We start from the raw sequence: 24,513 nt of genomic DNA on the forward strand, positions 1-24,513 counted from the left end.
CAGCTATGATGCCATGTTAGCGATAAAGAAAAGTCTCCGCGACATCGGGCCGGCATCATTATGGCCGTCATTGGCGCGGATAATCCTGTATAGTGGTCGGTGGATATCAATTCAGTCAGCGCAAGCCCTGTTATCGGCTTTTAATGGTGTCGAATCAGCGCTGAATAACGATGGCAGTGAGGCTGTTCCGGTTTACACTGCCGAGTCGCTCATTTTGGCATGGAATACTTGTTATGTTGCGATTTCTCAACCGTTGCTCACGCGGTCGCGGTGCCTGGTTGTTACTGGCATTCACAGCCTTGATTCTGGAATTGGTCGCGCTTTATTTCCAGCATGTGATGCTATTAAAGCCCTGCGTACTGTGCATTTATCAGCGCAATGCCCTATTGGGCATCATGGGGGCCGGTTTGTTGGGCGCCATCGCGCCGGGCAACCTGCTGTTGCGTTATCCGGCGATCGCGCTCTGGCTCTACAGTTCATTTGAAGGGTTGCGTTTGGCCTGGAAACACACGGATATCCTGCTGCACCCCTCGCCCTTTAATACCTGCGATTTTTTTGTCAGCTTCCCGTCCTGGTTGCCGCTGGATAAATGGCTCCCCGCGATATTTAATGCGACGGGCGACTGCTCGGAACGCCAATGGCAATTATTGTCGCTGGAAATGCCGCAGTGGCTGGTCGGTATTTTCGCCGCCTATCTGCTGATTGCGCTGCTGGTATTGATTGCTCAGCCCTTCCGCCCCAAACGCCGCGATCTTTTCAGCCGCTGAAAAACAGGCTGCGCACCGGCGCGTAAAAAAGCCCGGGTAGAATTCACTCGGGCTTTTCCATCAATCTCTGCTACTGCTTTGGTCCGTAGATATCCCTGTAATAGTCTAATCTTTCTTTAAAGTACTGCCGTCTCTCTTGTGGGATTTTTTCCGCGATTTCGTCAGCATTAATGGTTTTTTTCTGACTTTCCATAAAAGCTATCGTGGAAGCAGCAAAATCAGCGTACTGATCGCTGTATCCAAGAATCATCTTTTCAAAGTTGATCATCTGCTCCCCCCTTTTCTTTCGCTATTGTTGTATTAAAATTATACAACACATTTTGATTTTCACATGGGGAAGGCGTGCGAATATTTCCGGTTATCGGGCCCACGCCGGCTTGTTCAGGATATGGTCCTGCCAATCCACAACCTCATTCTCCCGCACCGCAATATGCCGCACGGAAATTCGTTCTCCGTGCATCGCCGTTTTAGAACCGGCAATCAGCGGATGCCACTGTGGCAACCCCTTCCCTTCATGAATCAGCCGATAGGCGCAGGTTGCCGGCAACCAGTTAAAAGTCAGCAGATTTTCGCGGGTGAGCTTGATGCAGTCGGGCTCATATTCAAAGCGACGGCTATAGTTGCGACATTGACAGCTTTTTATATTCAATTGGTTACAGGCCACGTTGGTAAAGTAGATTTCCTCCGTATCCTCATCAATAAGTTTATGCAAACAGCACTGCCCGCAGCCGTCGCACAACGACTCCCATTCGTCGTCGGACATTTCAGCCAATGTCTTGTGCTGCCAAAAAGGGCGTTCAGTCATTTCTCTTTCCGGTTAATCTGTATTGGCGCCCTGTATAGCGGCTTTAAGCGGCAGAGGCAAGTTTTGCCACCCGTTCGCACCGAAGCGGGCAGCGCGGGATTCAGATAATGCGGGTGTTGAGGGTACGGTCGTTAAGGGTGATTTTCAGCATATCGCCAGACTCGATCGGCCCAACGCCTTGCGGTGTTCCTGTGAGAATAATATCGCCCGCGCGCAGCGTAAAGAAGCGGCTCATATAAGCAATCAGCGGCAGAATCGGCGTAATCATATCGCTGGTGTTGCCCTGCTGGCGCATCTCATCATTCACCTTAACCCCCAGTTCCGTCTGCTGCGGATCGCCGAATTCCGCTACCGGAATAAAACCGGATATCGGGCAGGAACCGTCGAACGCTTTGGCTTTTTCCCACGGTTGCCCGGCTTTTTTGCATGCGGATTGTACGTCACGCAGCGTTAAATCCAGCGCGACGCCGTAGCCGGCGATTGCCCGCGCGACCCGTTCCTCATTCGCCTGCTTCAGCGGCGTACCGATCAGCACCGCCAGTTCGACCTCATGATGAACCGAACCAAGATTTTTGGGAACGGCGACCGGCTGACGTAAATCGCACAGCGCGGTTTCAGGCTTAATAAATAAAACCGGCTCGCTGGGCGTCGCACTTCCCATTTCTTTAATGTGCGCCGAATAGTTGCTGCCTACGCACACCACTTTATTTACCGGGAAATCAAGCAGCGCACCCTGCCAGTCTCTGTGTTGATACATGAATATTCTCCTGCCCTGTCAGTTGAGTAAACATTACACTTATCACGAATAAGATCGCGGAAAATGCAATCATGCAAAAAACGCTCTATCATCGCCGATGCCATCGGCTCTGGTCCCAAGATGCACACAGTATAAAGCAAACGCTAAAATTTCTGTTGCTGACAATAGTGAGTAAAGTGCTCTACGCAAACCCGCAGCTTGGCGGAAGAATATAACGGCGTGTGATAGACCGCCCAAATATTGGCACTTTGCGCATACTCCGGCAACACCCTGATTAATGCGCCTTCCTTCAGCAACGGGGCGATATCCCACAGCGAACGCAACATAATCCCTTTGCCCTCCAAGGCCCAGCGGAGAACAATCTCCCCGCTATTAGAGGATAAATGGCCAGACACTTTTACTGATTTGCGTCCCCGATGATTTTCCAACTCCCAGACGCCCGCCGTTTGGTCGCGTTCTTTGGTGATAAGGCAGTCATGCCGCCGTAACTCCGCCAGCGAACCCGGTATGCCCCGTTGCCGTATATACTCCGGAGAAGCGCAAAGTATGCGCTGGTTTTTCGTTAACAGCCTGGCGATGTAGTTATCGGAAATGTCATCGTTAATGCGGATATCAAGATCGATACGGTCTTTAAGCAAATCAATTTGCCGGTCAAAAAGTTCGAAGTGTATCTGCAATTCAGGATAGCGCGCCATAAGCTGCGTAATCGCCGGCGCAATATAATTGCGCCCGAACCCGAAACTACAGCCGATGCGAACCATCCCTTTCGGTTCCATCTTAACCTGCGAGACGTCGTCAAGCAGACTTTGCAACTGCTCAAGAATATCGCCCCCGCGTTGATATACCAGCTTGCCGGTATCCGTCAGCGCGATGCCGTGCGACGAACGGTGCAGCAATTTCACTCCAAGCTGGTTTTCTAAAAGTTGTATCCGCTTGGTGACAAAGGCCGGCGTTTGCCCTAATGCCTCCGCGGCGCCGGCAAAGCTGCCGTTGTCAACCACGCTGGTCAGCACCTGCAAATCTTTGGGAATGGGATATTGCTCGATCATCGTAAACGTTTCCTTGGCAGGGAATATAATGCAACCGAACTCGGCTACGGGATTTATACTTCAAGCTACAGATGCGTTGGCTGCCTTACTCGACCCTTGCCTCATTGGGGCCGCTGCAAGCAGCGTTCAAATCTGCTCCAGGCAGATTTGTCAGTCACCCGAAGCACTTACTCGAGTAAGCTCATCGGGATTAAATGAGAGGCATCCTATCTCTCACCGGAGGCCAGCCGTTGGCTGGTCAAATTCGTTCCCGACGAATTTGTCCTTCCCTTGCTGCCTTCCTGCAACTCGAATTATTTAGGATATAGAAAACCTTAATTCATGAATCGTAAATCTGATATTCATACTTTCAGTCACCGATAACCCCTATTTTTCGTGCTAGTTTACTTGTGCCCCTTGATAAAAGATCGATTATTAAAAACGGAATGATAATTAATGTCACCAACGTCCGGCTATTATTTATACTGGAGTCCGTAAATGCTCACCTTAGAAGACAGGCGTCAACAGGTTGCGAAACTGACTGATATCGTCGCCAGATTTACTTCGATGATTTCAATCCGAATGCCGAATGACGTGGTTAGGAAATTGGAGGAGTTACGTCATATAGAAAGTGATGGCATGGCCAAGATCGTCTATGACACCATGTTCGACAATATGGAGAAAGCGATAAAACTGAACAGACCGGCCTGTCAGGATACCGGCGAAATTATGTTTTTCGTTAAAGCCGGAACCCGCTTCCCCTTATTAACCGAATTACAATCGATATTAAAAAAGGCCGTGGAAACGGCCACGATACAAACGCCGCTTCGCCATAATGCCGTTGAGATTTTTGATGAATACAACACCGGCACAAATACAGGATCGGGCGTGCCATGGGTAACCTGGGATTTAATACCCGACGGGGATAAAGCCGAAATTGAAGTGTATATGGCGGGTGGCGGCTGCACCTTGCCCGGCCGTTCAAAGGTGCTGATGCCCTCCGAAGGCTATGAAGGCGTGGTTAAATTCGTCTTTGAGAACATCTCGACCCTGGCCGTAAACGCCTGCCCGCCGGTGCTGGTCGGCGTGGGTATCGCCACCTCGGTGGAAACCGCCGCCGTACTTTCACGCAAGGCGATACTGCGTCCCATCGGCTCGCATAATGCCAATCCGAAAGCGGCGGAGCTGGAAAAAAGGCTGGAAGAAGATTTGAACAAACTGGGGATCGGGCCGCAAGGGCTGACCGGAAAAACCTCCGTCATGGGAGTTCATATCGAATCCGCGGCCCGTCATCCCTCGACCATCGGCGTAGCCGTTTCTACCGGCTGCTGGGCTCATCGCCGGGGAACATTGTTAATTCATGCGGACATGACTTATGAAAATATTTCGCATCGGGGAGCGTCGCTATGAACAAGGTATTGACTACGCCAATCAAAGATGAAGATCTGGTTGATATCAAAGCGGGAGACATCATTTATCTTAACGGACTGCTGGTTACCTGTCGCGATGTTTGCCATCGCCGTTTAATTGAATTAAACCGGGAATTGCCCGTTGATTTGCACGGTAACGCCATATTCCATGCCGGCCCGATCGTCAGAAAAAATGGCGCCAAATGGGAAATGGTCTCAGTCGGTCCGACGACCAGTATGCGGATGGAAAAATTCGAGAAAGCATTTATTGAGAAAACGGGGGTTAAATTAGTGATCGGCAAAGGCGGCATGGGGCCCGATACCGAGCAAGGTTGCGTGGAATATAAAGCCCTGCACGCTATATTCCCCGCCGGATGCGCGGTATTGGCCGCGACGCAGGTTGAAGAAATAGAAGAAGTGCACTGGATGGAGTTGGGTATGCCCGAATCTTTATGGGTTTGCCGGGTGAAAAACTTCGGACCGCTGATTATTTCCATTGATACTTATGGAAATAACCTAATCGAGAAAAATAAAAAGTTATTTGCAGAAAAGCGTGATGAAATAGTGGCAGAGATCTGCGAACACGTTCATTACATAACATAATATTTTAAGCTGAAACTGTTCCTGCGCGTTCAGACTCCGTCGACCTGATGAAATAACCTTTAATTTTTCATGGCTGCTCGGTATGGCCGGTTTTAGCGACGGAATTGCTTAAATTACGACCAGCTTGTGAAGCTCTCCCCCGCGCCCGGCGTTATTATGCCATTTTCATCGCGGTCGTCATCAGCCTGATGGTAAGGCCGCAGCCTGACGCAGCGGTTTTACCATTATCTCATCGTGATTGCGGCCTTGCCCCGGGGATCGTTGGCGACGGCTGCCGGCCTGCCGCTCTGTGACATGAAAATCCGGCTATTGACCGCGGATTTCTTGTTTGAATCACCCGCCGCAGAATATTTGACTAAGGCATTATCCGAAAATAAGCGTTGGTATTATTTTTTTACATTTACCAAAACGTGTTTAATAAACTTTCCGGCGGCGGCGGAACCTGCAGATAAAACCCCTGCTCTTCGAGCGCTTGTTTTACTTTTTCAATATCGGCGCCGGCCAATTTCTTGCTGCCGTCCAGCGGCAATAACATGGCTAAATGCGGTTTGCCGAAACTTTTCATCAATTCTTCAGGCACGCGGGAAAAATCGTCTTTTTTTTCGACATACAGATAGGTTTGATCGCGTTTGGAACTCCGGTAGATCGCACAAAACATTTTTTTTACTCTATTTAATGAGAATGGCATCTTGCCTGTATATAATTGTGACTATAACATGCTTACAGCGCTCTGGAATATCATGCCTCAAATGTTACTCTGGGGATTAAAAGATGCTGAAACTGAGTCAGGATAGATGTCACAAACGCCAATTGAACTAAAAGGCAGCAGCTTTACCTTATCGGTTGTTCATTTGCATGATTCCCAACCCGAGGTAATTTATCAGGCATTACAGGAAAAGATCGAGCAGGCGCCCGCTTTTCTGAAAAATGCTCCCGTTGTCATTAATGTCGCCGCGTTAACCGCGGATATCGACTGGATAAAATTACAGCAGGCCATTTCCTCAACCGGGCTGCACGTCGTCGGCATCAGCGGATGCAAGGACGAGCGGTTGAAACAGGTCATTACGCAGGCGGGGTTGCCCCTGCTAAGCGAAGGGAAAGAGCAGCGGCGGGCAGCGCCGCCCGTCACCTCAGTGCCCAGCGCCGCGAAGACCCAAGTCATCAGCGCCCCCGTTCGTTCCGGCCAGCAAATCTATGCGCGGAACTGCGATTTGATTGTCACCAGCAGCGTCAGCGCGGGTGCGGAAGTGATCGCCGACGGCAATATCCATATTTACGGCATGATGCGCGGCCGAGCGCTGGCCGGCGTTTCAGGCGATGTGCAGAGCCAGATATTTTGCACCCATCTGGCGGCCGAACTGGTGTCGATCGCCGGCCGCTATTGGCTGAGCGATCAGATTCCACCCGCATTTTCCGGACAGGCGGCAAGGGTAAACCTCAACCTGCTGGATAACGTTTTAAACATACAACCTCTAGACTAAGCCCTTTGACAAGGAAACATTTATGGCACGCATCATTGTTGTTACATCGGGTAAAGGGGGCGTTGGCAAGACTACTTCAAGCGCGGCCATTGCTACCGGTTTAGCCCAGAAAGGAAAAAAGACGGTTGTCATCGACTTTGACATCGGTCTGCGCAACCTGGACCTGATTATGGGATGTGAACGTCGCGTGGTTTACGACTTTGTTAATGTGATCCAGGGCGACGCCACGCTGAATCAGGCGCTGATCAAAGATAAGCGCACCGAAAATCTGTACATTCTGCCCGCTTCGCAGACGCGTGATAAAGACGCGCTGACCCGCGAAGGGGTGGAAAAAGTGCTGGACGATCTGGGTGAAATGTCCTTTGACTTTATCGTCTGCGACTCGCCGGCCGGTATCGAAACCGGCGCGCTGATGGCGCTCTACTTCGCCGATGAAGCGGTTATCACCACCAACCCGGAAGTCTCATCGGTACGCGACTCCGACCGCATTCTGGGCATTCTGTCCTCCAAGTCGCGCCGCGCCGAACGCTCGGAAGAGCCGATCAAAGAGCACCTGCTGCTGACCCGCTATAATCCGGGCCGGGTGAGCCGCGGCGATATGCTGAGCATGGAAGACGTGCTGGAAATTCTGCGCATTCCGCTGGTCGGGGTTATCCCGGAAGATCAGTCGGTGCTGCGGGCGTCCAACCAGGGCGAGCCGGTTATCCTGGATCCGGAAGCCGACGCCGGCAAAGCCTATTCAGACACCGTCGATCGTCTGTTAGGCGAAGAGCGGCCTTTCCGCTTTGTTGAAGAAGAGAAGAAAAGTTTCCTTAAACGACTTTTTGGGGGATAAATTATGGCATTACTCGATTTCTTTCTGTCCCGCAAAAAAGCGACGGCCAATATTGCCAAGGAGCGGCTACAGATTATTGTCGCGGAGCGACGTCGGGGAGACAGCGAGCCCCATTATCTGCCGCAGTTAAAACGGGATATTCTGGAAGTTATCTGTAAATACGTACAGATAGACCCGGAAATGGTGAGCGTTCAGTTAGAGCAAAAAGGCGATGATATTTCCGTACTTGAGCTGAACGTAACATTGCCGGAAACGGAAGAAAGCCCTAAATGATTTTCCTGCCCTAATATCCCCTGCTTATTGGCAGGGGATATTCAATTCCCTTTTCCCTGTCTTTCTGTTATTGAGAAATAAAGCGCTTGAATAAAAGAGCGAGCCGCGCTTAATACTGTTGTAAAACTGCCCGCAGCTCATCGCCAAATAAATTATTACGCCATCCAGACAGCATTTCCGGCTGCGCATTCTGCCCGTTCAATTTCCAGTGCTCGTTAAGCAGCCGGTTAATCTGACGGCGGGATGCCAGCAGCTCAGGGGATAATCCGCTACGCTCGCTGACGCTTTGCACCAGCGCCTTAATATCTTTAAAGGCCTTTTTATAGCCGGGGTAGTCGATAAGGTTGATCACCGGCGGCGGATAGTCCCCGTCGCTCATTCCGCTGGTCTGCTCAACCAATGCCAGCATCGTTTTACCGTGATAGCGAATCTCCGGACCGCTCAGCCCCAGCGAATCCAGCTCTGCCAGCGAGGCGGGTAAAAAACGCGCCACCTGGCACAGATTCTCTTCACGCACCACGAAGTTTACCGCGCTGTCGCGCTCGCGCGCCTTTCGCAGGCGCCATGCGGCGAGCAGTTGCAGGCAGGCCAGATTCCGCCCGCGCAGCTGCCAGGCGTTGCCGATTTCGCGATAGGCCAACTCCGGCGCCAGTATTTCCCGCTTACGCTGGCACAGCTGACGACATTCATCCAGCGCGGCGGCCGTCCACCCGGCGGCCGCCGTTTCCTGCACCAGTTTTATGGCCATCGGCAGCAGATAGAACACATCGGCGGCGGCATAGTCACACTGTTTTTCACTTAACGGACGGGCCAGCCAGTCGGTACGCGATTCGCTTTTATCCAGCGCGACGTCCATATATTCGGCCACCAGGGCGGCGAAACCGTAAGAGAGCGGCTTGCCTAAAAAAGCGGCCAGAATCTGGGTATCGATAAACGGCGTCGGCGACAGGCCGAAAGCATTAAGAAAAACTTCCAGGTCTTCGCTGCCGGCATGAAGAAATTTGACCACCTGCTCGTCGCTCAACAGTTGCTGAAAAGGCGCCCAGTCGGTAATGGTCAAGGGGTCGATAAGCGCCAGCCGTTCGCCATCGTACAATTGGATCAGCCCTAATTGCGGGTAATAAGTGCGAGTTCTGACGAACTCGGTATCCAGCGCGACCTGAGTATATTGGCGCGCCTGCGTGCAAACCTGTTCTAACCCGGCGTCGGTGGTGATCAACTGATAATTCAAAACATCATTCTCTTGGTGGTTGCAATATAATCCATAAATCGCCGGCAGCCGGCGATTCGCCTATGTGTTTGTCGTCTCCGCGATTTTATTTTGCTCATCCCGCAGTTCCCGGCGCAGGATCTTGCCGACGTTAGACTTGGGCAAATCCTCGCAGAATTCAATCTCTTTCGGCACCTTATAGCCGGTAAGATTGCGCCGGCAATGGGTGATCAACTCATCTTTGGTCAGCGAAGCGTCGCGTCGAACCACAAACGCTTTCACCGCCTCGCCCGATACCTCGCTGGGCACCCCGACCACCGCGGACTCGGAAACTTTAGCATGCCGGGTAATCACATCTTCAATTTCAGTGGGATAAACGTTAAACCCCGACACCAGAATCATATCTTTTTTACGATCGATGACGCGCAGAAAACCCTCTTGATCTGCCGTGACAATGTCACCTGTGGCCAGCCAGCCGTCGCGCAACACCTCATCGGTGGCCGCGGGCTGCTGCCAATAGCCGAGCATCACCTGCGGCCCGCGGATCCACAGTTCTCCCGCTTCGCCGGGGGCGACATCATTGCCGTTATTATCGACGATGCGCACGTCCGTCGACGGCACCGGCAGTCCGATGCTGCCGCTATAGCGTTGCAGATCGTAGGGATTGCCGGAAACCAGCGGCGAGCTTTCCGTCAGCCCGTAGCCCTCAAGCAGGTGTTTGCCGGTCAGTTTTTCCCAGCGTTCCGCCACCGCCTGCTGTACCGAGGCGCCGCCGCCGACCGAGAGCCGCAGCGTGGAGAAGTCCAACTGATTAAATTCTTTATTGTTCAACAGGGCATTAAATAAGGTATTTACCCCGACCATAACGGTAAAGGGATGCTGCGCCAGCTCTTTGACCAGCGTCGGGATATCCCGGGGATTGGTAATCAGCAGATTTGTGCCGCCAAACTCGATAAACAGCAGGCAATTCACCGTCAGCGCAAAAATGTGATACAGCGGCAGCGCCGTGACCACCAGTTCGTTTTCCCCCAGCACCGGGCCGTATGCCGCTTTGCACTGTGCCAGATTGGCCTGCATATTACGGTGTGTGAGCATCGCCCCTTTGGCGACGCCGGTTGTTCCGCCGGTATATTGCAAAAAAGCCAAATCGGCGTTGATGATATCCGGCTTCACATATTGCAGACGCCGTCCTTGCTGCAACACCCGCCGAAATGAGATGGCGTCCGGCAGATGGTATTTGGGCACCAGACGTTTAATGTACTTGACCACAAAATTGACCAGCGTTCGCTTCGGCGTGGAGAGCTGATCGCCCATGCGGGTGAGGATAACGTGCTTCACCTGAGTATTGCGCACCACCTTTTCCAGCGTATGGGCAAAATTGGAAACAATCACAATGGCGCTGGCGCCGCTGTCTTTCAATTGGTATTCCAGTTCACGCGGGGTATACAACGGGTTAACGTTAACCACCACCATACCGGCCCGCAGCACGCCAAACAACGCCACCGGATATTGCAGCAGGTTGGGCATCATCAGCGCCACCCGATCGCCTTTCCTCAGCTTAAGCTGGTTTTGCAGATAGGCGGCAAACGCCCGGCTGCGCTCTTCCAGCTTGCGGAAGGTCATCACCTCCCCCATATTGATAAATGCCGGCCGATCGGCGTAGCGAGCCGCCGCATTCTCAAATATTTCCACCAATGAGGAATAGCGATCCGCATCGATGTCCGCAGGTACATCCGCCGGATAGCGTGCCAGCCAGATTTTGTCCAAGTCGTCACTCCCGAGATATTTTTTCAGCGGCATCGGCAACCTCAATGCAAATTATTGTTAACATTATTTTAACTCAACTTATCCATTGATAAGTAAACAATGTCAGGGTTGCGAGGCCGATCACCTAAAAAAAATCAGGCAACCTGAGTCGCCTGATTTACTACGTTACCCAAAGATAGGCTATTCCGTCACGATGGTCTCAATCTGCGCCGGACCATACCAACCGCCGCCGAATCTCCAACCGGGTCCCCAGCCATAGCCATAGCGCGCATCCCATCCCCATGGGCCGTAAGCGCCCGCCGGCGCCACCACACGCTGCGCCAGGTTCCAGCGTTTGTAGCCCTGAACGTCAATCACCACATAGCGATACGGCTTGTCGCCGATGGCCCCCTGCTCCGTCCCGGTAATCGGACCGACTACGGTAACCAACTGGTCTTTAAAATCCGTCGGCTCCAAAAAGCGGTTCACATAGGCGATAAAGCGCCCTTCGGAGGGTTGATTCAGTCGTGGTCTGGCGCCGCTGTCCAGCGGTAAGCCGGCAATCTCCAGCCGGGTTTTATTGGCTTCATTGCGGATGCCGACCACCCGGCCGCCAAAGCGGGACTCTTGTCCCACATACAGCTGCGGCGCGTTCATCACCCGCACCAGATCGTCCTGCGGCGTAGGAGATGTTCCCTTGATGACATCCGGCACCGTGACGCATCCGGACAACAGCAGGGCCGCGGCAGCGATCAGGCCGCTCCACCGCGCGCGTGGCAGCCGAATACGCCGCGCTTGATTATTCATATACCCAGTCATGGTTATGACATCTCCTTTTTCAGTGCCCGATAATTAGACTATACCGTACAGAATAAGTTGCCGCTCATTCCCGGCCGGGCAGTTTTTTCCAGGCGACTTCATTGCGCAGATAGCGCGGCTCGGCCTGCTCCACGCTCACCGCCTGGCCGGCGTCCCACTGCCGGCAGGCCAGCGGCAGCATATCCTCCGCCTGCGGCAACGGCGTGTCGCCGTCCAGCAATGACACCGCCGGGTGATCCACCAGGTCCGCATAGGTTTGCCATCCGGTGCCGGCCGTCGCCCAATGGCCGCTTAATTGCGCACTCAGCGCCTGCACCTGCTGCGGCGTCAGCACCGCTTCGCCGGCGTCGCCCTGCCAGTGCCCGTCGGCCTCTTGCTGATATTGCGCCCAGTACACTTCGCCCATGCGGGCGTCGATCGCCGTCAATACCCGCCTGGCGCCAGTGCGGCGCCAGGCGCCCTGCGCCAGGGTCGCCAGGGTGGAAACCCCGATCATCGGCAGATCGGCGCCCAGCGCCAGCCCCTGCGCGATGCCGATGCCGATGCGCACCCCGGTAAAACTGCCGGGCCCCCGGCCAAACGCCAGCGCATCCAGCGCGCCGAGCGTCAGGCCGCTTTCCGCCAGCACCTGCCGCACCATGGGCAACACGCGTTGGGTATGCTCCCGGGGACAAACTGCAAATAAAGAATGAATTTCACCATCATTCCAGAGTGCGACGGAACAGGCTTCCGTCGCGGTATCAAGCGCTAGAATTCGCGTGGACATGCCAACCTCGGGCGGGATAAATAAGTCTTAACGGCGCGCATAATAGCATAGCGTCCGACAGATTTCCGTTATGCTTTAGCGGTAAGAAACTCAATGGCCTGCCCGATATCGCGCGTGCGCGGCGCGGGCGGCAGGCTATTGAGAAAGACCGAACCATAGGGGCGCATAACCAGGCGATTATCGCAAATAACCAGTACGCCGCGATCGTCGATATCGCGGATCAGCCGTCCCACGCCCTGCTTCAGGGTGATAACCGCATCCGGCAATTGCACCTCGTCGAACGGCTCTCCGCCCCGCAGGCGGCAGTCTTCGATGCGCGCTTTCAGTAGCGGATCGTCCGGCGAGGTAAAGGGAAGTTTGTCGATAATCACGCAGGAGAGCGCATCGCCGCGTACGTCGACCCCCTCCCAGAAGCTGCTGGTGGCCACCAGCAGCGCGTTGCCCGCCGCGACAAACTGCGCCAGCAGCTGCGCCTTGCCGGTTTCGCCCTGTAATAACACCGGCAGCGTCAGCGTGGCGCGGAATTCGGCGGCCAGATCGCGCATCATCTGATGGGAGGTGCAGAGCATAAAACAACGTCCCTTATTCGCCGCAATCAGCGGAGAGAGCATCGCCGCCAACCGCTTTGCGCCGCCGGGACGGTTGCTTTCCGGCAGATAACGCGGCACGCAGAGCAGCGCCTGGCTGGCGTAATCAAACGGACTTGGCAACAGCAGGGTATTGGTGTTCGCCTCATCCAGCCCCAGCCGATCGGTAAAGTGTTTTAGCTGCTCGTTAACCGACAGGGTGGCGGAGGTAAAAACCCAGGCCGAGGGTTTTTCTTTCATCAGCTCACGAAAGCGATCGGCCACGGAAAGCGGCGTCAGCGCCAGGACGAAGTGGCGGGAGTTGCATTCATACCAGTAGCTGTAGCCGGCCTGCTGCACATCCATCAGGCGCTTTAACCGCCCGCGGTACAGCGTCGCCCGCTCAAAGGCCGCGTCCAGCAGCGCGGAGCGGCCTAAAGAGAGTTTGGCCACGTCGTAGCACAGCTCCAGCGCGTCATCCAACAGCAGCAGCGCGCGCTGCAGCGACGGCTGATTAAGGATCTCGCGCAGATTGCCGCGAAATCCGGGGTCGCCCAGCGCCAGGCGAAAATCCTGGGCGCTCTGCGTCAGGCGGTCGGCGCTCTTCTGTAATTGCGCCGCATCACGCACTTCGGTGCGGTAGGCGATAGTGATATCTTTCGCCAGATCCAGCAGTTGGCGGCTGGTGAGCTGCTGCCCGAAATACTGGCTGGCGATATCGGGGATCTGGTGGGCCTCATCAAAAATCACTACGTCGCTGTCGGGGATCAGTTCGGCGAATCCGCTCTCTTTCACCACCATATCGGCCAGATACAAATGATGGTTGACCACCACGATATCGGCATCCATCGCCTTGCGCCGGGCTTTGACCACAAAGCACTCTTTATAGCGCGGGCAATCACTGCCCAGGCAATTATCATTGGTGCTGGTCACCAGCGGCCAGACGGGGCTATCTTCCGCCACGCCGGCACAGGTCGCGACGTCGCCCTCCACGGTTTCGGAAGACCATCCCCGCAGCCTGACCAATGCGCTCAGGGTTTCTGCGGAAAGATCGCCGCCCGCCAGCGATTGCTGCTCAAGGCGCTCCAGGCAGAGATAGTTGGAGCGCCCTTTCAGCAGCGCCAGCTTGCCTTTATATGCAAGCGCCCGCGCCACCGTGGGCAGATCGCGGCTGTAGAGCTGATCCTGCAATGCTTTCGATCCCGTCGAAATGATGATTTTTTTATCCGCCCGCAGTGCCGGCGCCAGATAGGCGTAGGTTTTACCCGTTCCCGTCCCGGCTTCGACCACCAGCGCCCGCTGTTTGTCGATGGCCTGAGCGACGGCCTGCGCCATTTGCCGCTGGGGCTCGCGGGGCTTAAACCCGCGGATGGCCTGCGCCAGCGCCCCATCGGTTGCAAAATCATCCATCACGCTATCGTTTGTCACACTGTCTCTCTTTGTATGGGGTTCGGCCGGCCGGTGCTACCTGACGATAACGCCGCGCCGATTATGCCAAGACTCAACCGGCGCCACCACCCTAAATCGGCCGGGCTTTTGGTCGCTGAAGTCTAATGTTAGGCTTAACGCCGTTATTCACCAAGATGAAAGGACAACATACTAATGCCAATCACCAGAATCGACCCTGAAGCGCGCTGGTCCAATGCCGTGATCCATAACCACACGCTGTATCACACCAGCGTGCCGGATAATCTGGATGGGGATGCCCGCGCGCAGACGGAAAACGCCTTGGCGTCGTTGGACGAGGTATTGCAACAGGCGGGAACGGATAAAAGCCGTCTGCTGGACGTCACCATTTTTCTGGCCGATGCCGATGATTTTGCGGCGATGAACGCCGTATGGGACGCCTGGGTCGCGCCGGGCAGCGCGCCTGTGCGTTGCACCGTACAGGCCAGGCTGATGAATCCGCGCTTTAAAATTGAAATAAAAGCAATTGCCGCCCTGTGATATATGAGGCGTATTTGAGTTGCGCCCTGCCATTCAATATATCGTGGACCACTACGCTGATGACTATCAGCGTAAAGGACATATCGGCCATTCTGGTTACCTCGTCACCGGCCAGTCCGTGGGTATAGCGGAGCACGACTCGCCAGTCAGAGCATGTTGCGAATGACATAATGCAGGATGCCGTCGTTCTGATAATAGGTCAGTTCATTGCGGGTATCGATACGGCAATGGGTTTTAATCACCCGGTTATTCCCCGCGTTATCGGTAATGGTTACGTCCACCGCCGCGCCGGGCGTCAACTGGTTCAATCCGCTAATCGATATCTGCTCATCGCCGGTTAATTCCAGCGTCTTGCGCGTTACCCCATTTGGGAACTCCAGCGGCAGAATCCCCATACCGATAAGGTTGGAACGGTGAATACGCTCAAAGGATTCGGCGATAACCACGCGCACGCCCAGCAATCGCGGTCCTTTCGCCGCCCAGTCGCGGCTGGACCCAGAGCCGTACTCCTTGCCCGCCAGCAATGCCAGCGGGACATTTTCCTGCTGATAACGCATGGCGGCGTCATAGATCGTCATCTCGTTTTGCGAAGGGATATGCCGGGTATACCCCCCCTCAGTGCCGGGCACCATCTCATTGCGGATACGAATATTGGCGAAGGTGCCGCGCATCATCACCTCATGATTGCCGCGGCGCGAGCCGTAAGAGTTGAACTCTTTGGTCTCTACGCCGCGCTCCAGCAGGTAGCGTCCCGCCGGGCTGTCGCGTTTGATATTACCTGCGGGAGAGATATGGTCGGTGGTGACGGAGTCGCCCAGCATGGCCAGAATGCGGGCATTGTGGATATCTCGCAGCGGTTCCGGTTCTTTTTCCATATGGAGGAAAAACGGCGTCTGGCGGATATAGGTCGATTCCGCAGGCCACTGATAGGTGGGATTGTTATCGACCTCGATATCTTTCCACTCCTGAGTCCCTTCAAATACCGCGGCATACTGTTTATGAAACATATCCGCGCTGACGTTCAATACGGCGTCGGCCACCGATTTTGCCGTCGGCCAGATATCCCGCAGATAGACCGGGCGGCCCTGGCTATCTTCCCCCAGGGGGTCGCTGGTAAGATCAATATTCATGTTTCCCGCCAGCGCATAGGCCACCACCAGCGGCGGCGAGGCCAGCCAGTTGGTTTTCACCAGCGGATGAATACGCCCTTCAAAATTGCGGTTGCCCGACAACACCGCGCCGACGGTCAAATCGCCGGCTTTAATCGCCGTTTCGATGGCGTCCGGCAGAGGACCTGAATTACCGATACAGGTGGTGCAGCCGTATCCCACCAGATTAAAGCCCAGCTCATCAAGATAGGCCGTTAAGCCGGCCTTGGCGTAATAGTCCGTTACCACGCGCGAGCCCGGCGCCAGCGATGTTTTAACCCAGGGCTTTTTCTTCAGCCCCCGTTTTACCGCATTCTTCGCCAATAATCCGGCGGCCATCAGTACGCTGGGATTCGAGGTATTGGTACAGGAGGTGATCGCCGCAATCACCACCGCGCCCTGATGCAGCTGATGCGTCTCCCCGTCCAGGGTAAATTCTTCATACTCCGGCCGGGTTTTCACCGTATTGATATCCAGCTCCCTACTTGCCGCGAACGCCTGGGGCACCGCCGCCAGGGCAACGCGATCCTGCGGGCGTTTCGGGCCGGCCAGACTGGTCTCGACGCTACCCAGATCCAGCGCCAGTTGACTGGTGAATACCGGCTCATCGCCGGTATTGCGCCACAACCCCTGTTGCTTGCTATAGGACTCAACCAGGGCGATCTGGTCGTCGCTGCGGTTGGTCAGGCGCATATATTCCAGCGTGATGTGGTCGATGGGGAAAAAACCGCAGGTCGCGCCGTACTCCGGCGCCATATTGGCAATGGTCGCCCGATCGGCCAACGGCAAATAGTCCAGACCATCGCCGTAGAACTCGACAAACTTCCCCACCACGCCGTGTTTGCGCAGCATTTGCGTCACGGTGAGCACCAGATCGGTCGCGGTGATCCCCTCGCGCATTCTCCCGCTCAATTTAACTCCGACCACGTCGGGAATAAGCATGGAAATCGGCTGGCCCAGCATGGCGGCTTCGGCTTCGATCCCGCCGACGCCCCATCCCAGTACGCCAAGGCCGTTAATCATGGTGGTGTGCGAGTCGGTTCCGACCAGCGTGTCGGGATAGGCCATCAGTTTATCCTGCAGCTGTTCATACCACACCGCTTTCGCCAGATATTCCAGGTTCACCTGATGACAAATGCCCGTTCCCGGCGGCACCACGCTGAAGTGGCTAAAGGCGTTTTGCCCCCAGCGCAGAAACTGGTAGCGCTCATAGTTGCGTTCCATTTCCAACTGCGTGTTATCCGCCAGCGCCAGCCCGTCGCCAAAGTGATCCACCGTCACCGAGTGGTCGATCACCAGATCGACCGGCGACAGCGGATTCACCTTATTGACGTCGCCGCCCAGGCGCTCCACCGCGGCGCGCATGGCGGCGAGGTCGACCACCGCGGGCACGCCGGTAAAATCCTGCATCAGCACGCGCGCGGGACGGTAGGCTATCTCCCGCTCGACATGACCGGTTTTCAGCCAGGAAGCCACGGCCCGGAGATCCTCTTGCCGCACCGTATCGCCATCCATATGGCGCAGCAGGTTTTCCAGCAAGACTTTTAATGACTTGGGTAAGTTATCTATCTCCCCAAGCTGCCTGGCCGCCAGAGGCAAACTGTAATAGTGGTAGGTTTGTTGCCTTACCCTAAGCGTATCCAGACAGCTGTCGCGCAGAAAATGAGATGACATGCTTCCTCCCAAAGTGACCTGATTAATCATTATTTTGCGTTAACCGGCCATTCAATACCCAGCCTGAATATGCGGTCTTGTTTAAATATAACACAAACAAAAAACAACATTTTTGCAACAACACGTTATAAACGCAGCGATAGCCGCTGGCTATTGATAATTGGCGTTAAGGAAAGATTTTGCCCGGCGAAAAATTAAGTAAAGTTAGCGGTCGTTTTGGCCGATAGTAGACGATAGTAAATAAGGTTAACGATCTCTCGCTACCGTTCTTTTCTTTGAGGGAAACAAACGTTTTGCCGGATGACTCACAGCCTGATATCGCCAGTTGTAGTAAAAATAAAAACGCGTTCAAAGAATAAACCGCAGCTCATCTGTTGATGGATAAAAAATGATATCAAGGGGTTATACATGAAACTGTTTTATAAGCCGGAAAGCAGTTCCCTTTTTGCTCATATTGTTTTGCTGGAATCCAAGTTGGACTTCAAACTTGAAAAGGTGGATCTCAAGTCCAAGAAGACCGAACGCGGTACGGATTACCTGTCAATCAACCCCAAAGGGCTTGTACCGGCTCTACAGTTTGACGATGGGGGCGTTCTTACGGAAGGTGTCGCCATTGCTCTGTATGTGGCGGAAAAGGTTCCGCACTGTAATCTTATCGCCCCAGTGGGCAGCATGGCCCGCTATCACACCATTGAATGGCTGAACTACATCTCCTCCGAGCTGCATAAAAGTTTTTCCCCGATATTCCGACGCAGCACGCCAGAAACCTATAAGGAACTGATTATTGAGTACTTACAGGTAAAATTCCGCTATATAAATCTGGTGCTGAGCGAACAGAAGTACCTGGTCGCCAACCGGTTCAGCATCGCGGACGCCTATCTGTTTACCGTTATGCGCTGGGCGCAGTCGCTAAAGCTGGATATGTTCCGCTACCCTGCGCTGGCCGCTTACCTTGAACACATTGCCGAACGGCCTTCGGTAGTGACGGCGCTTAAGGTTGAAAGGTTGAAAGGTTGAATATAAAGCGCGCGGTGGCCGCCGCGCGTTGTTCGTACCTTTACAGACGCACCGCCTGAAAATGATGGCGCGGATTAACGATGCCGTCCTGAGCGGCGACCAGTTGCAGCTCATATTGGTTCATCTCTTTCGTTATCAGCATAACGTCGTAAACCGCCGACGTGGTGTGCTCCAGCGCTTTATCCAGCGCCACGCCCTTGAGTATATTCACCAGCAGTAATCCGCTGGTCAGATCGCCGACGCCGACGGGCTGACGTTCGAACTCCACCAGAGGCCGGCTGATATGCCAGGCATCCGTCGGCGTGACCAGCAGCATTTCAAAGCTGTCGCTGCGATAGGCCGCGCGGCTGAGGTGCTTGACCAGCACGATCTTCGGCCCCTGCTCGCACAGCGCCCGCGCGGTATCTACCGCTTCCGCCACGTTATGCACCGCATGGCCGCCGAGCTGCTCCAGTTCAGGCAGGTTGGGCGCAATCACATCCGCCGCCCGTAACGCCTGACGGCAATGAAAGTCCGCCACCCCCGGCGCGACGATGCAGCCTTTTTCCGGCGAGCCCATCACCGGATCGCAGAAATAGATCGCCTGTGGATTTACCGACTTGACCTGCCGAACGATACCCAGAATATGCTCGCCCTGTTCAGGCGAACCGATATAACCACTCAGCACCGCATCGCAATCTTTCAGTCGTCCGATATCCGCAATGCCCTGCACAATCTCGGTCAGATGGCCGGCGGGCATGACGCAGCCGGTCCAATGGCCGTATTGGGTATGATTGGAGAATTGCACCGTATTAAGCGGCCAAACGTTTGCGCCCATCCGCCGCATGGGAAACTCGGCGGCGCTATTGCCGGCGTGGCCGAAAACAACGTGTGACTGAATGGAGAGTATGTTTTTCATTTGCTATGACTCAAATCCTTGCCAGCGCATACGCGCATCAATAACCGCTAAAAGATACAGGAAGCTTGCGCTCCCTGATTTTCCGTACCTATGCTTTCCAGCAGATCAGACAGTAGTGCTTTTTACCCCGGCGCAGCAGGGTGTAACGGCCGAACAGGCGATCGCCGTCGCTAAAGGTATATTCCGCATCGGCCTGTTTTACGCCGTTGATCGTCACCGCGTTAGAGGCGATCATGGTACGGGCCTGACCGCGCGACGGCACCAGCTCGGCGTTGACCAGCGCCTGCTGTAAATCGGCGCTTTGCTCCAGCTCGACGATCGGCATGCCATCCTGAGCCAGTTGGGCGAAATCTTCCTGCGTCATATCCTGCAGCGAACCGGAGAACAGACTGTGGGTAATGCGGCGTGCCGCGGCCAGGCCTGCTTCGCCATGCACCATACGGGTCACTTCTTCCGCCAGCACATGCTGAGCGCGCGGCGCCTTACCGCTGTTTTTATCCTCTTCTTCCAGCGCATCGATCTCTGCAAGACTCATAAAGGTGAAGAATTTCAGGAAGCGGTAAACATCGGCATCGGCGGTGTTGATCCAGAACTGGTAAAACTTGTAAGGACTGGTTTTGCTGGCGTCGAGCCAGATTGCGCCGCCTTCGGTCTTACCGAATTTAGTCCCGTCGGACTTGGTGATCAGCGGTACGGTCATGCCGTAAACCTGCTGCTGATTCATGCGCCGGGTCAAATCAATACCGGAGGTGATATTGCCCCACTGATCGGAACCGCCGATTTGCAATTCAACATTATGCTGCCTGTTCAACGAGGCGAAGTCATAGCCCTGCAGCAGATTGTAGGAAAACTCGGTGAAGGAAATACCCACGTCGTCGCGGTTCAGACGCTGTTTGACCGCTTCCTTGTTAATCATCTGATTAACTGAGAAATGCTTGCCGATGTCGCGCAGGAAATCCAGCACGTTCATACTGCCGAACCAATCATAGTTATTGGCGGCGATCGCGCTGTTTTCGCCGCAGTCAAAATCCAGAAACGGCGAGACCTGGCGGCGGATTTTTTCCACCCATTCACTGACGGTTTCCGCGGTATTCAGCTTACGTTCCGTGGCTTTAAAACTCGGATCGCCAATCAGGCCGGTCGCCCCGCCCACCAGCGCCACCGGCTTGTGTCCCGCCAGTTGGAAACGTTTCAGGCAAAGCAGCGGAACCAGATGCCCCAAATGCAAGCTGTCGGCGGTAGGATCGAAGCCGCAATACAGCGCGACCGGCCCTTGCGCCAGTCGATCCGCCAACGCTTCCTCGTCCGTCACCTGGGCAATCAGCCCCCGCTCCTGCAGTTGTTTAATCAGGTTACTACTCGCCATCGATAACTCCGTTTTTATGCCAAATATCGTGTTGTACGCCTTGGCAAGCTGATTTGCCGCGGCCTATTATTGGTTTTTTATGCCCTGTCTGCTTTAGGTATCTTCGTCCCGTTCAACATCAGGTCAAACGCCCATGCCGCTGAAAAACGGCGATAGCGCGAAACGCCATAGGATAAAGCGCTCACGGCAGGATCGCCAGAGTTTAACCAGGATATTTCAAGATTAAGGCGCTAAACGATCAACCTTCCAGCCGTCGTTCTGCCGTTGATAGAAGAAGCGGTCATGCAGGCGGTGCTCGCCCCCTTGCCAGAACTCCATGGAATCGATAGTAATGCGGAAACCGCCCCAGAAACTCGGCAGCGGCACTTCGCCATGCTGGAATTTCTGTTTGAGCTCCAGAAATTTGCTTTCCAGAATGCCGCGGGTCGAGATCCTGCTGGACTGTCTGGAGACCCACGCGCCGATCTGGCTCTCTTTCGGCCGGCTGTGGAAATACTTGATGACGTCAAGCGCGGGCAGCTTCTCGGCACGCCCCAGCACTATTACCTGTCGATCCAGCATGTGCCAGGGAAACAGCAGGCTCACCCGCGGATTGTGCGCCAGATGCCGCGCCTTGCGGCTTCCCATATTGGTGTAAAACACCATGCCCTGTTCATCGTAATGTTTCAACAGCACGATACGCTGATAGGGTTGCCCCTGCTCATCGACGGTGGCGACCGACATGGCGGTGGGATCCGCCAACCGGGCTTCACATGCCTGCTTCAGCCAACGCTCAAACAGATCCAGCGGATTGTCGGTAAGGTCGCGGCGGCGCAGTCCGCCGAGAGTATACTCACGGCGTAGATCCGCGATATCGGGTACCTGAAAGGAAGGCGTTCTTTCCTGTGTCATAGTGTGATGATGTCCTGCTGTGGCGATTTAAAAGAGGAGATGAATCTCGTTATTCTGCGCTCGTACCCGCAAAATCTCAATCGCCGGCGACACCATCGGTCGTTGCCGGGTCAGTATTAACCCGTGCAAAAACGCCGCGTTAAAGCCCACTCATTTCAAAACGCAGTCATTAACAATTACCCGTTCGCCGCGCTGAATAAAGGCATGGTTTCCCTTGCTCCAGAAAGTGTAGCTTCCATCGCTGAATCTTGCGCCGGAGGCTGAGGGGATCTGCGGCAGGGTGTGACGTTCTCCGTCCAGCAGGAAAACGACCTGTGACGCCGATTTATCCTCCTGCCGCATCGTTACCGTCAGCGGCATCGTGCCGCACTGATAAGACAGGGTATTAACCGACTGTTGATGACCAAAATAGCTGCATCCGCTTAATAGGACCAGCACCGCCCCTGTCAGCAGTGATTTCATTACTCTTCTCCCGTTGTTTCCGATAGCGGTGAAACGCGCTACGCCCGGACGGCATCGACGCTTTCACCGCGCTCAGTCAGTTTAACAACAGGCCGGTCATTGAAATCTCAGCAAAATCCGATTAGTCGATCGCGGCGGGATAAATTGCCCCCAGCACCGTTTCCTGGCTGGCGCCGGTAACGGACGGCAGATTTCCCGGCAAACCGGATAGCGTGCGGGAAGCCAGCCAGGCGAACGCCAGCGCTTCCATATCATCGCCGCTGACTCCGAACTCATCCGTCGGGCCGACTTCAATACCGGGCAACAGGGCCGAAAGTCGCGCCATAATCAGCGGATTCCGGGCGCCGCCGCCGCACACCAATAATCGTTCACAGCCGCCGGTCAGCAGGACCTGATCGGCAATACTCACGACCGTGAGTTCAACCAGAGTGGCCTGAACGTCCTGAACCGGGATCGGCGGCAGCCCTGCCAGTTTTTTCTCCAGCCAGCCCAGATTAAAGTATTCCCGCCCGGTGCTTTTCGGCGCCGGCAGGGAAAAGTAGCGATCGGCCACCATGCGCCGCAGTAGCAGAGGGTCAACCTGCCCCGCCATCGCCCATTTGGCGTCTTTATCGTAGGGTTGCGCGCAATGACGCCAGATCCAGGCATCCAATAACATATTTCCCGGACCGGTATCGTAGCCGCGTACGGCGGCCCCCGGAACCAGCAGCGACAAATTGGCGATGCCGCCGATATTCAGTACGATGCGTCGCTCATTCGGGTGCTGTAACAGCGCATGATGAAACGCCGGCACCAGAGGCGCTCCCTGCCCGCCGTATGCCAGATCGCGGCGGCGAAAATCGCCCACGGTGGTAATGCCGGTCATGGCGGCAACGCGGTTGTTATCACCGATTTGCAGCGTACAGCCCGCCTCGCCGTGCGGCTCATGCCAGACGGTCTGCCCGTGACAGCCGATAGCGGTGATATCCCGCGCATTCACTCCCGTCTCTTTAAGCAGTGCCAGTACCGCCTCGGCGAACAGGACCCCCAGGCGGGTATCCAACTGCCCAAGCGCGGACAGCGTGACCTGCTGTCCCTGGCACATGCCCAGAACGGCCTTTTTGATATCCTGCGGCAGCGGGTGGCTATAGCTGGCCTGTTGCGCCACGGTGTATTCATCAATAGCCGCCATCACCACATCAATACCGTCAAGGCTGGTGCCCGACATCACACCGATATATCTGCCTGATCTCATTTCATGACCTTTTCCCCGCAGGGTAAAGAAAACTAACATTAAACGTGGGCCCAGGATAAAAATAGCATTTTAAGACACTGAATTATTATATTTTTTATGTTTTGTTATCGCGGTTGAATTTTTGTTAAAAATGTGGCCGAGTGACGAGGAACAGTATAGCAAAAACCGGGACGGCAGATTTTTCTCTCTGTTTACCGTCAATTTAAAGACACTATTATATTCTGCAAAAAAGAGTAAAAAGAGTGGAATGGAACATTAAGCCAGACCATAATTTAGCCGTATACCATCGTCGGCCGAGGCTGAGCCAGCCCGACATATCGCCATTACAGGAGTATTTATTATGATGAAGCGTTTGCTTGTGGTTACCCTCGCTGGTATTACCCTGGCTGGCTGCGCCAATACCAGTACGCTTTCAGGAGATGTTTACAGCGCATCCGAAGCCAAGCAGGTGCAAACCGTCACTTACGGCACCATTGTATCAACACGTCCGATACAAATTCAGGCGGGTGAGGACTCCAATATCATCGGCGCGCTTGGCGGCGCGGTTCTGGGGGGCTTTTTGGGCAACACAGTCGGAGGGGGATCCGGCCGTAGTCTGGCGACCGCCGCGGGCGCGGTTGCGGGTGGCGTAGCCGGCCAAAGCGCTACGGGCGCGCTAAACCGGACTCAAGGCGTGGAACTGGAAATCCGTAAGGATGACGGCAGCACCATTATGGTGGTTCAAAAACAGGGCGAAACCAGATTCAGCGCCGGGCAACGAGTGGCGATGGCCAGCAACGGCCGCAGTATTACCGTTTCACCACGCTAATCC

At 54.7% G+C, this 24,513-nt stretch carries 25 protein-coding genes; 9 read left to right on the plus strand and 16 right to left on the minus strand.

Translation table 11 applies throughout. The features are described from left to right. Nucleotides 1-233: 233 nt before the first annotated feature. Nucleotides 234-767 carry a disulfide bond formation protein DsbB gene (dsbB, locus tag EH206_RS11365; protein WP_009112910.1) on the plus strand — a complete coding sequence of 178 codons (534 nt, stop codon included), beginning with the start codon at nt 234-236 and terminating at the stop codon, nt 765-767. Between the two features lie 70 nt (nt 768-837). Here dsbB and EH206_RS11370 read toward each other — a convergent pair whose 3' ends face one another. From EH206_RS11370 to ttdR, 4 genes are all read right to left on the minus strand, one after another. Next, nucleotides 838-1,035 (minus strand): DNA polymerase III subunit theta, encoded by a 198-nt coding sequence (locus EH206_RS11370; protein WP_009112911.1) that lies wholly within the window; start codon nt 1,033-1,035, stop codon nt 838-840. A gap of 90 nt (nt 1,036-1,125) precedes the next feature. After that, nucleotides 1,126-1,572, minus strand: a complete 447-nt coding sequence (locus EH206_RS11375; protein WP_009112912.1) for a YcgN family cysteine cluster protein — start codon at nt 1,570-1,572, stop codon at nt 1,126-1,128. 100 nt (nt 1,573-1,672) lie between these two features. After that, nucleotides 1,673-2,329 carry a fumarylacetoacetate hydrolase family protein gene (locus EH206_RS11380; RefSeq protein ID WP_009112913.1) on the minus strand — a complete coding sequence of 219 codons (657 nt, stop codon included), beginning with the start codon at nt 2,327-2,329 and terminating at the stop codon, nt 1,673-1,675. A gap of 143 nt (nt 2,330-2,472) precedes the next feature. Continuing rightward, the gene (ttdR, locus tag EH206_RS11385) at nt 2,473-3,378 is read right to left on the minus strand and encodes an L-tartrate utilization transcriptional activator TtdR (RefSeq protein WP_009112914.1); all 906 of its coding nucleotides are present in this window, start codon (nt 3,376-3,378) and stop codon (nt 2,473-2,475) included. A 477-nt stretch (nt 3,379-3,855) separates the two neighbouring features. On the opposite strand from ttdR, the gene ttdA reads away from it, so the two are divergent. Both ttdA and ttdB read left to right on the plus strand, forming a co-directional pair. After that, on the plus strand, nt 3,856-4,767 hold the full coding sequence (gene ttdA, locus EH206_RS11390) for a L(+)-tartrate dehydratase subunit alpha (RefSeq protein ID WP_009112915.1): 912 nt from the start codon (nt 3,856-3,858) through the stop codon (nt 4,765-4,767). Then, the gene (gene ttdB / locus EH206_RS11395; protein ID WP_009112916.1) at nt 4,764-5,369 is read left to right on the plus strand and encodes a L(+)-tartrate dehydratase subunit beta; all 606 of its coding nucleotides are present in this window, start codon (nt 4,764-4,766) and stop codon (nt 5,367-5,369) included. The genes ttdA and ttdB overlap by 4 nt, the downstream gene beginning before the upstream one ends. A gap of 400 nt (nt 5,370-5,769) precedes the next feature. Here the strand turns inward: ttdB and EH206_RS11400 are convergent, their stop codons facing one another. Then, the gene (locus EH206_RS11400) at nt 5,770-6,027 is read right to left on the minus strand and encodes a YcgL domain-containing protein (protein WP_009112917.1); all 258 of its coding nucleotides are present in this window, start codon (nt 6,025-6,027) and stop codon (nt 5,770-5,772) included. A gap of 136 nt (nt 6,028-6,163) precedes the next feature. Between EH206_RS11400 and minC the strand changes: the two genes are divergently transcribed. The 3 genes from minC to minE are packed head-to-tail and all read left to right on the plus strand — an operon-like array spanning nt 6,164 to nt 7,958. Beyond that, nucleotides 6,164-6,850: a septum site-determining protein MinC gene (gene minC, locus EH206_RS11405; protein ID WP_009112918.1), complete on the plus strand. Its 687-nt coding sequence runs from the start codon at nt 6,164-6,166 to the stop codon at nt 6,848-6,850. A 22-nt stretch (nt 6,851-6,872) separates the two neighbouring features. Beyond that, nucleotides 6,873-7,685 carry a septum site-determining protein MinD gene (minD, locus tag EH206_RS11410; protein ID WP_009112919.1) on the plus strand — a complete coding sequence of 271 codons (813 nt, stop codon included), beginning with the start codon at nt 6,873-6,875 and terminating at the stop codon, nt 7,683-7,685. 3 nt (nt 7,686-7,688) lie between these two features. Then, nucleotides 7,689-7,958 carry a cell division topological specificity factor MinE gene (gene minE / locus EH206_RS11415; RefSeq protein ID WP_009112920.1) on the plus strand — a complete coding sequence of 90 codons (270 nt, stop codon included), beginning with the start codon at nt 7,689-7,691 and terminating at the stop codon, nt 7,956-7,958. A gap of 109 nt (nt 7,959-8,067) precedes the next feature. Here minE and rnd read toward each other — a convergent pair whose 3' ends face one another. From rnd to yoaA, 5 genes are all read right to left on the minus strand, one after another. Continuing rightward, nucleotides 8,068-9,189 carry a ribonuclease D gene (gene rnd, locus EH206_RS11420; RefSeq protein ID WP_009112921.1) on the minus strand — a complete coding sequence of 374 codons (1,122 nt, stop codon included), beginning with the start codon at nt 9,187-9,189 and terminating at the stop codon, nt 8,068-8,070. A gap of 60 nt (nt 9,190-9,249) precedes the next feature. Beyond that, nucleotides 9,250-10,935 (minus strand): long-chain-fatty-acid--CoA ligase FadD, encoded by a 1,686-nt coding sequence (gene fadD / locus EH206_RS11425; RefSeq protein WP_136163884.1) that lies wholly within the window; start codon nt 10,933-10,935, stop codon nt 9,250-9,252. Between the two features lie 180 nt (nt 10,936-11,115). Then, nucleotides 11,116-11,721: a Slp family lipoprotein gene (locus tag EH206_RS11430; protein ID WP_040343182.1), complete on the minus strand. Its 606-nt coding sequence runs from the start codon at nt 11,719-11,721 to the stop codon at nt 11,116-11,118. Between the two features lie 76 nt (nt 11,722-11,797). Further along, a complete protein-coding gene (gene tsaB, locus EH206_RS11435; protein WP_009112924.1) occupies nt 11,798-12,499 on the minus strand; it encodes a tRNA (adenosine(37)-N6)-threonylcarbamoyltransferase complex dimerization subunit type 1 TsaB in 702 nt (233 codons plus the stop codon). A gap of 68 nt (nt 12,500-12,567) precedes the next feature. After that, a complete protein-coding gene (gene yoaA, locus EH206_RS11440) occupies nt 12,568-14,478 on the minus strand; it encodes a DNA repair helicase YoaA (protein ID WP_040343879.1) in 1,911 nt (636 codons plus the stop codon). Nucleotides 14,479-14,667: 189 nt separating this feature from the next. On the opposite strand from yoaA, the gene EH206_RS11445 reads away from it, so the two are divergent. Next, on the plus strand, nt 14,668-15,012 hold the full coding sequence (locus tag EH206_RS11445; protein ID WP_009112926.1) for a RidA family protein: 345 nt from the start codon (nt 14,668-14,670) through the stop codon (nt 15,010-15,012). Nucleotides 15,013-15,158: 146 nt separating this feature from the next. Here EH206_RS11445 and acnA read toward each other — a convergent pair whose 3' ends face one another. Beyond that, nucleotides 15,159-17,834, minus strand: coding sequence for an aconitate hydratase AcnA (gene acnA / locus EH206_RS11455; protein WP_009112927.1), 2,676 nt, complete (start codon nt 17,832-17,834; stop codon nt 15,159-15,161). A gap of 408 nt (nt 17,835-18,242) precedes the next feature. On the opposite strand from acnA, the gene gstA reads away from it, so the two are divergent. Next, nucleotides 18,243-18,851 (plus strand): glutathione transferase GstA, encoded by a 609-nt coding sequence (gene gstA / locus EH206_RS11460; RefSeq protein ID WP_009112928.1) that lies wholly within the window; start codon nt 18,243-18,245, stop codon nt 18,849-18,851. A gap of 40 nt (nt 18,852-18,891) precedes the next feature. On the opposite strand, the gene pdxY is transcribed toward gstA, so the two are convergent. The 5 genes from pdxY to anmK all read right to left on the minus strand — a co-directional run bounded on the left by pdxY (nt 18,892) and on the right by anmK (nt 23,702). Then, a complete protein-coding gene (gene pdxY / locus EH206_RS11465; RefSeq protein WP_009112929.1) occupies nt 18,892-19,749 on the minus strand; it encodes a pyridoxal kinase PdxY in 858 nt (285 codons plus the stop codon). Nucleotides 19,750-19,837: 88 nt separating this feature from the next. Beyond that, nucleotides 19,838-21,115 (minus strand): tyrosine--tRNA ligase, encoded by a 1,278-nt coding sequence (gene tyrS, locus EH206_RS11470; protein ID WP_009112930.1) that lies wholly within the window; start codon nt 21,113-21,115, stop codon nt 19,838-19,840. A 222-nt stretch (nt 21,116-21,337) separates the two neighbouring features. After that, nucleotides 21,338-22,006: a pyridoxamine 5'-phosphate oxidase gene (pdxH, locus tag EH206_RS11475; RefSeq protein ID WP_009112931.1), complete on the minus strand. Its 669-nt coding sequence runs from the start codon at nt 22,004-22,006 to the stop codon at nt 21,338-21,340. 150 nt (nt 22,007-22,156) lie between these two features. Continuing rightward, nucleotides 22,157-22,468: an MliC family protein gene (locus EH206_RS11480; RefSeq protein WP_009112932.1), complete on the minus strand. Its 312-nt coding sequence runs from the start codon at nt 22,466-22,468 to the stop codon at nt 22,157-22,159. Nucleotides 22,469-22,589: 121 nt separating this feature from the next. Beyond that, nucleotides 22,590-23,702, minus strand: a complete 1,113-nt coding sequence (gene anmK / locus EH206_RS11485) for an anhydro-N-acetylmuramic acid kinase (RefSeq protein WP_009112933.1) — start codon at nt 23,700-23,702, stop codon at nt 22,590-22,592. A 340-nt stretch (nt 23,703-24,042) separates the two neighbouring features. Between anmK and EH206_RS11490 the strand changes: the two genes are divergently transcribed. After that, entirely contained in the window at nt 24,043-24,510 is a 468-nt protein-coding gene (locus EH206_RS11490; protein WP_009112934.1) for an outer membrane lipoprotein, read from the plus strand. The last annotated feature ends 3 nt before the right edge of the window (nt 24,511-24,513 follow it).

Source organism: Brenneria nigrifluens DSM 30175 = ATCC 13028 (assembly GCF_005484965.1).
GTDB classification, from domain to species: Bacteria; Pseudomonadota; Gammaproteobacteria; order Enterobacterales; family Enterobacteriaceae; genus Brenneria; species Brenneria nigrifluens.

Bases quoted from the DNA above. Each gene is read 5' to 3' on its own strand.
- acnA (WP_009112927.1), bottom strand. From the start codon at position 17,834: ATGTCATCTCATTTTCTGCGCGACAGCTGTCTGGATACGCTTAGGGTA.
- EH206_RS11445 (WP_009112926.1), top strand. From the start codon at position 14,668: ATGCCAATCACCAGAATCGACCCTGAAGCGCGCTGGTCCAATGCCGTG.
- EH206_RS11370 (WP_009112911.1), bottom strand. From the start codon at position 1,035: ATGATCAACTTTGAAAAGATGATTCTTGGATACAGCGATCAGTACGCT.
- ttdR (WP_009112914.1), bottom strand. From the start codon at position 3,378: ATGATCGAGCAATATCCCATTCCCAAAGATTTGCAGGTGCTGACCAGC.
- EH206_RS11380 (WP_009112913.1), bottom strand. From the start codon at position 2,329: ATGTATCAACACAGAGACTGGCAGGGTGCGCTGCTTGATTTCCCGGTA.
- minC (WP_009112918.1), top strand. From the start codon at position 6,164: ATGTCACAAACGCCAATTGAACTAAAAGGCAGCAGCTTTACCTTATCG.
- ttdB (WP_009112916.1), top strand. From the start codon at position 4,764: ATGAACAAGGTATTGACTACGCCAATCAAAGATGAAGATCTGGTTGAT.
- EH206_RS11430 (WP_040343182.1), bottom strand. From the start codon at position 11,721: ATGAATAATCAAGCGCGGCGTATTCGGCTGCCACGCGCGCGGTGGAGC.
- tsaB (WP_009112924.1), bottom strand. From the start codon at position 12,499: ATGTCCACGCGAATTCTAGCGCTTGATACCGCGACGGAAGCCTGTTCC.
- EH206_RS11400 (WP_009112917.1), bottom strand. From the start codon at position 6,027: ATGTTTTGTGCGATCTACCGGAGTTCCAAACGCGATCAAACCTATCTG.
- EH206_RS11490 (WP_009112934.1), top strand. From the start codon at position 24,043: ATGATGAAGCGTTTGCTTGTGGTTACCCTCGCTGGTATTACCCTGGCT.
- gstA (WP_009112928.1), top strand. From the start codon at position 18,243: ATGAAACTGTTTTATAAGCCGGAAAGCAGTTCCCTTTTTGCTCATATT.
- dsbB (WP_009112910.1), top strand. From the start codon at position 234: ATGTTGCGATTTCTCAACCGTTGCTCACGCGGTCGCGGTGCCTGGTTG.
- anmK (WP_009112933.1), bottom strand. From the start codon at position 23,702: ATGAGATCAGGCAGATATATCGGTGTGATGTCGGGCACCAGCCTTGAC.
- pdxH (WP_009112931.1), bottom strand. From the start codon at position 22,006: ATGACACAGGAAAGAACGCCTTCCTTTCAGGTACCCGATATCGCGGAT.
- EH206_RS11480 (WP_009112932.1), bottom strand. From the start codon at position 22,468: ATGAAATCACTGCTGACAGGGGCGGTGCTGGTCCTATTAAGCGGATGC.
- minD (WP_009112919.1), top strand. From the start codon at position 6,873: ATGGCACGCATCATTGTTGTTACATCGGGTAAAGGGGGCGTTGGCAAG.
- pdxY (WP_009112929.1), bottom strand. From the start codon at position 19,749: ATGAAAAACATACTCTCCATTCAGTCACACGTTGTTTTCGGCCACGCC.
- tyrS (WP_009112930.1), bottom strand. From the start codon at position 21,115: ATGGCGAGTAGTAACCTGATTAAACAACTGCAGGAGCGGGGGCTGATT.
- ttdA (WP_009112915.1), top strand. From the start codon at position 3,856: ATGCTCACCTTAGAAGACAGGCGTCAACAGGTTGCGAAACTGACTGAT.
- EH206_RS11375 (WP_009112912.1), bottom strand. From the start codon at position 1,572: ATGACTGAACGCCCTTTTTGGCAGCACAAGACATTGGCTGAAATGTCC.
- minE (WP_009112920.1), top strand. From the start codon at position 7,689: ATGGCATTACTCGATTTCTTTCTGTCCCGCAAAAAAGCGACGGCCAAT.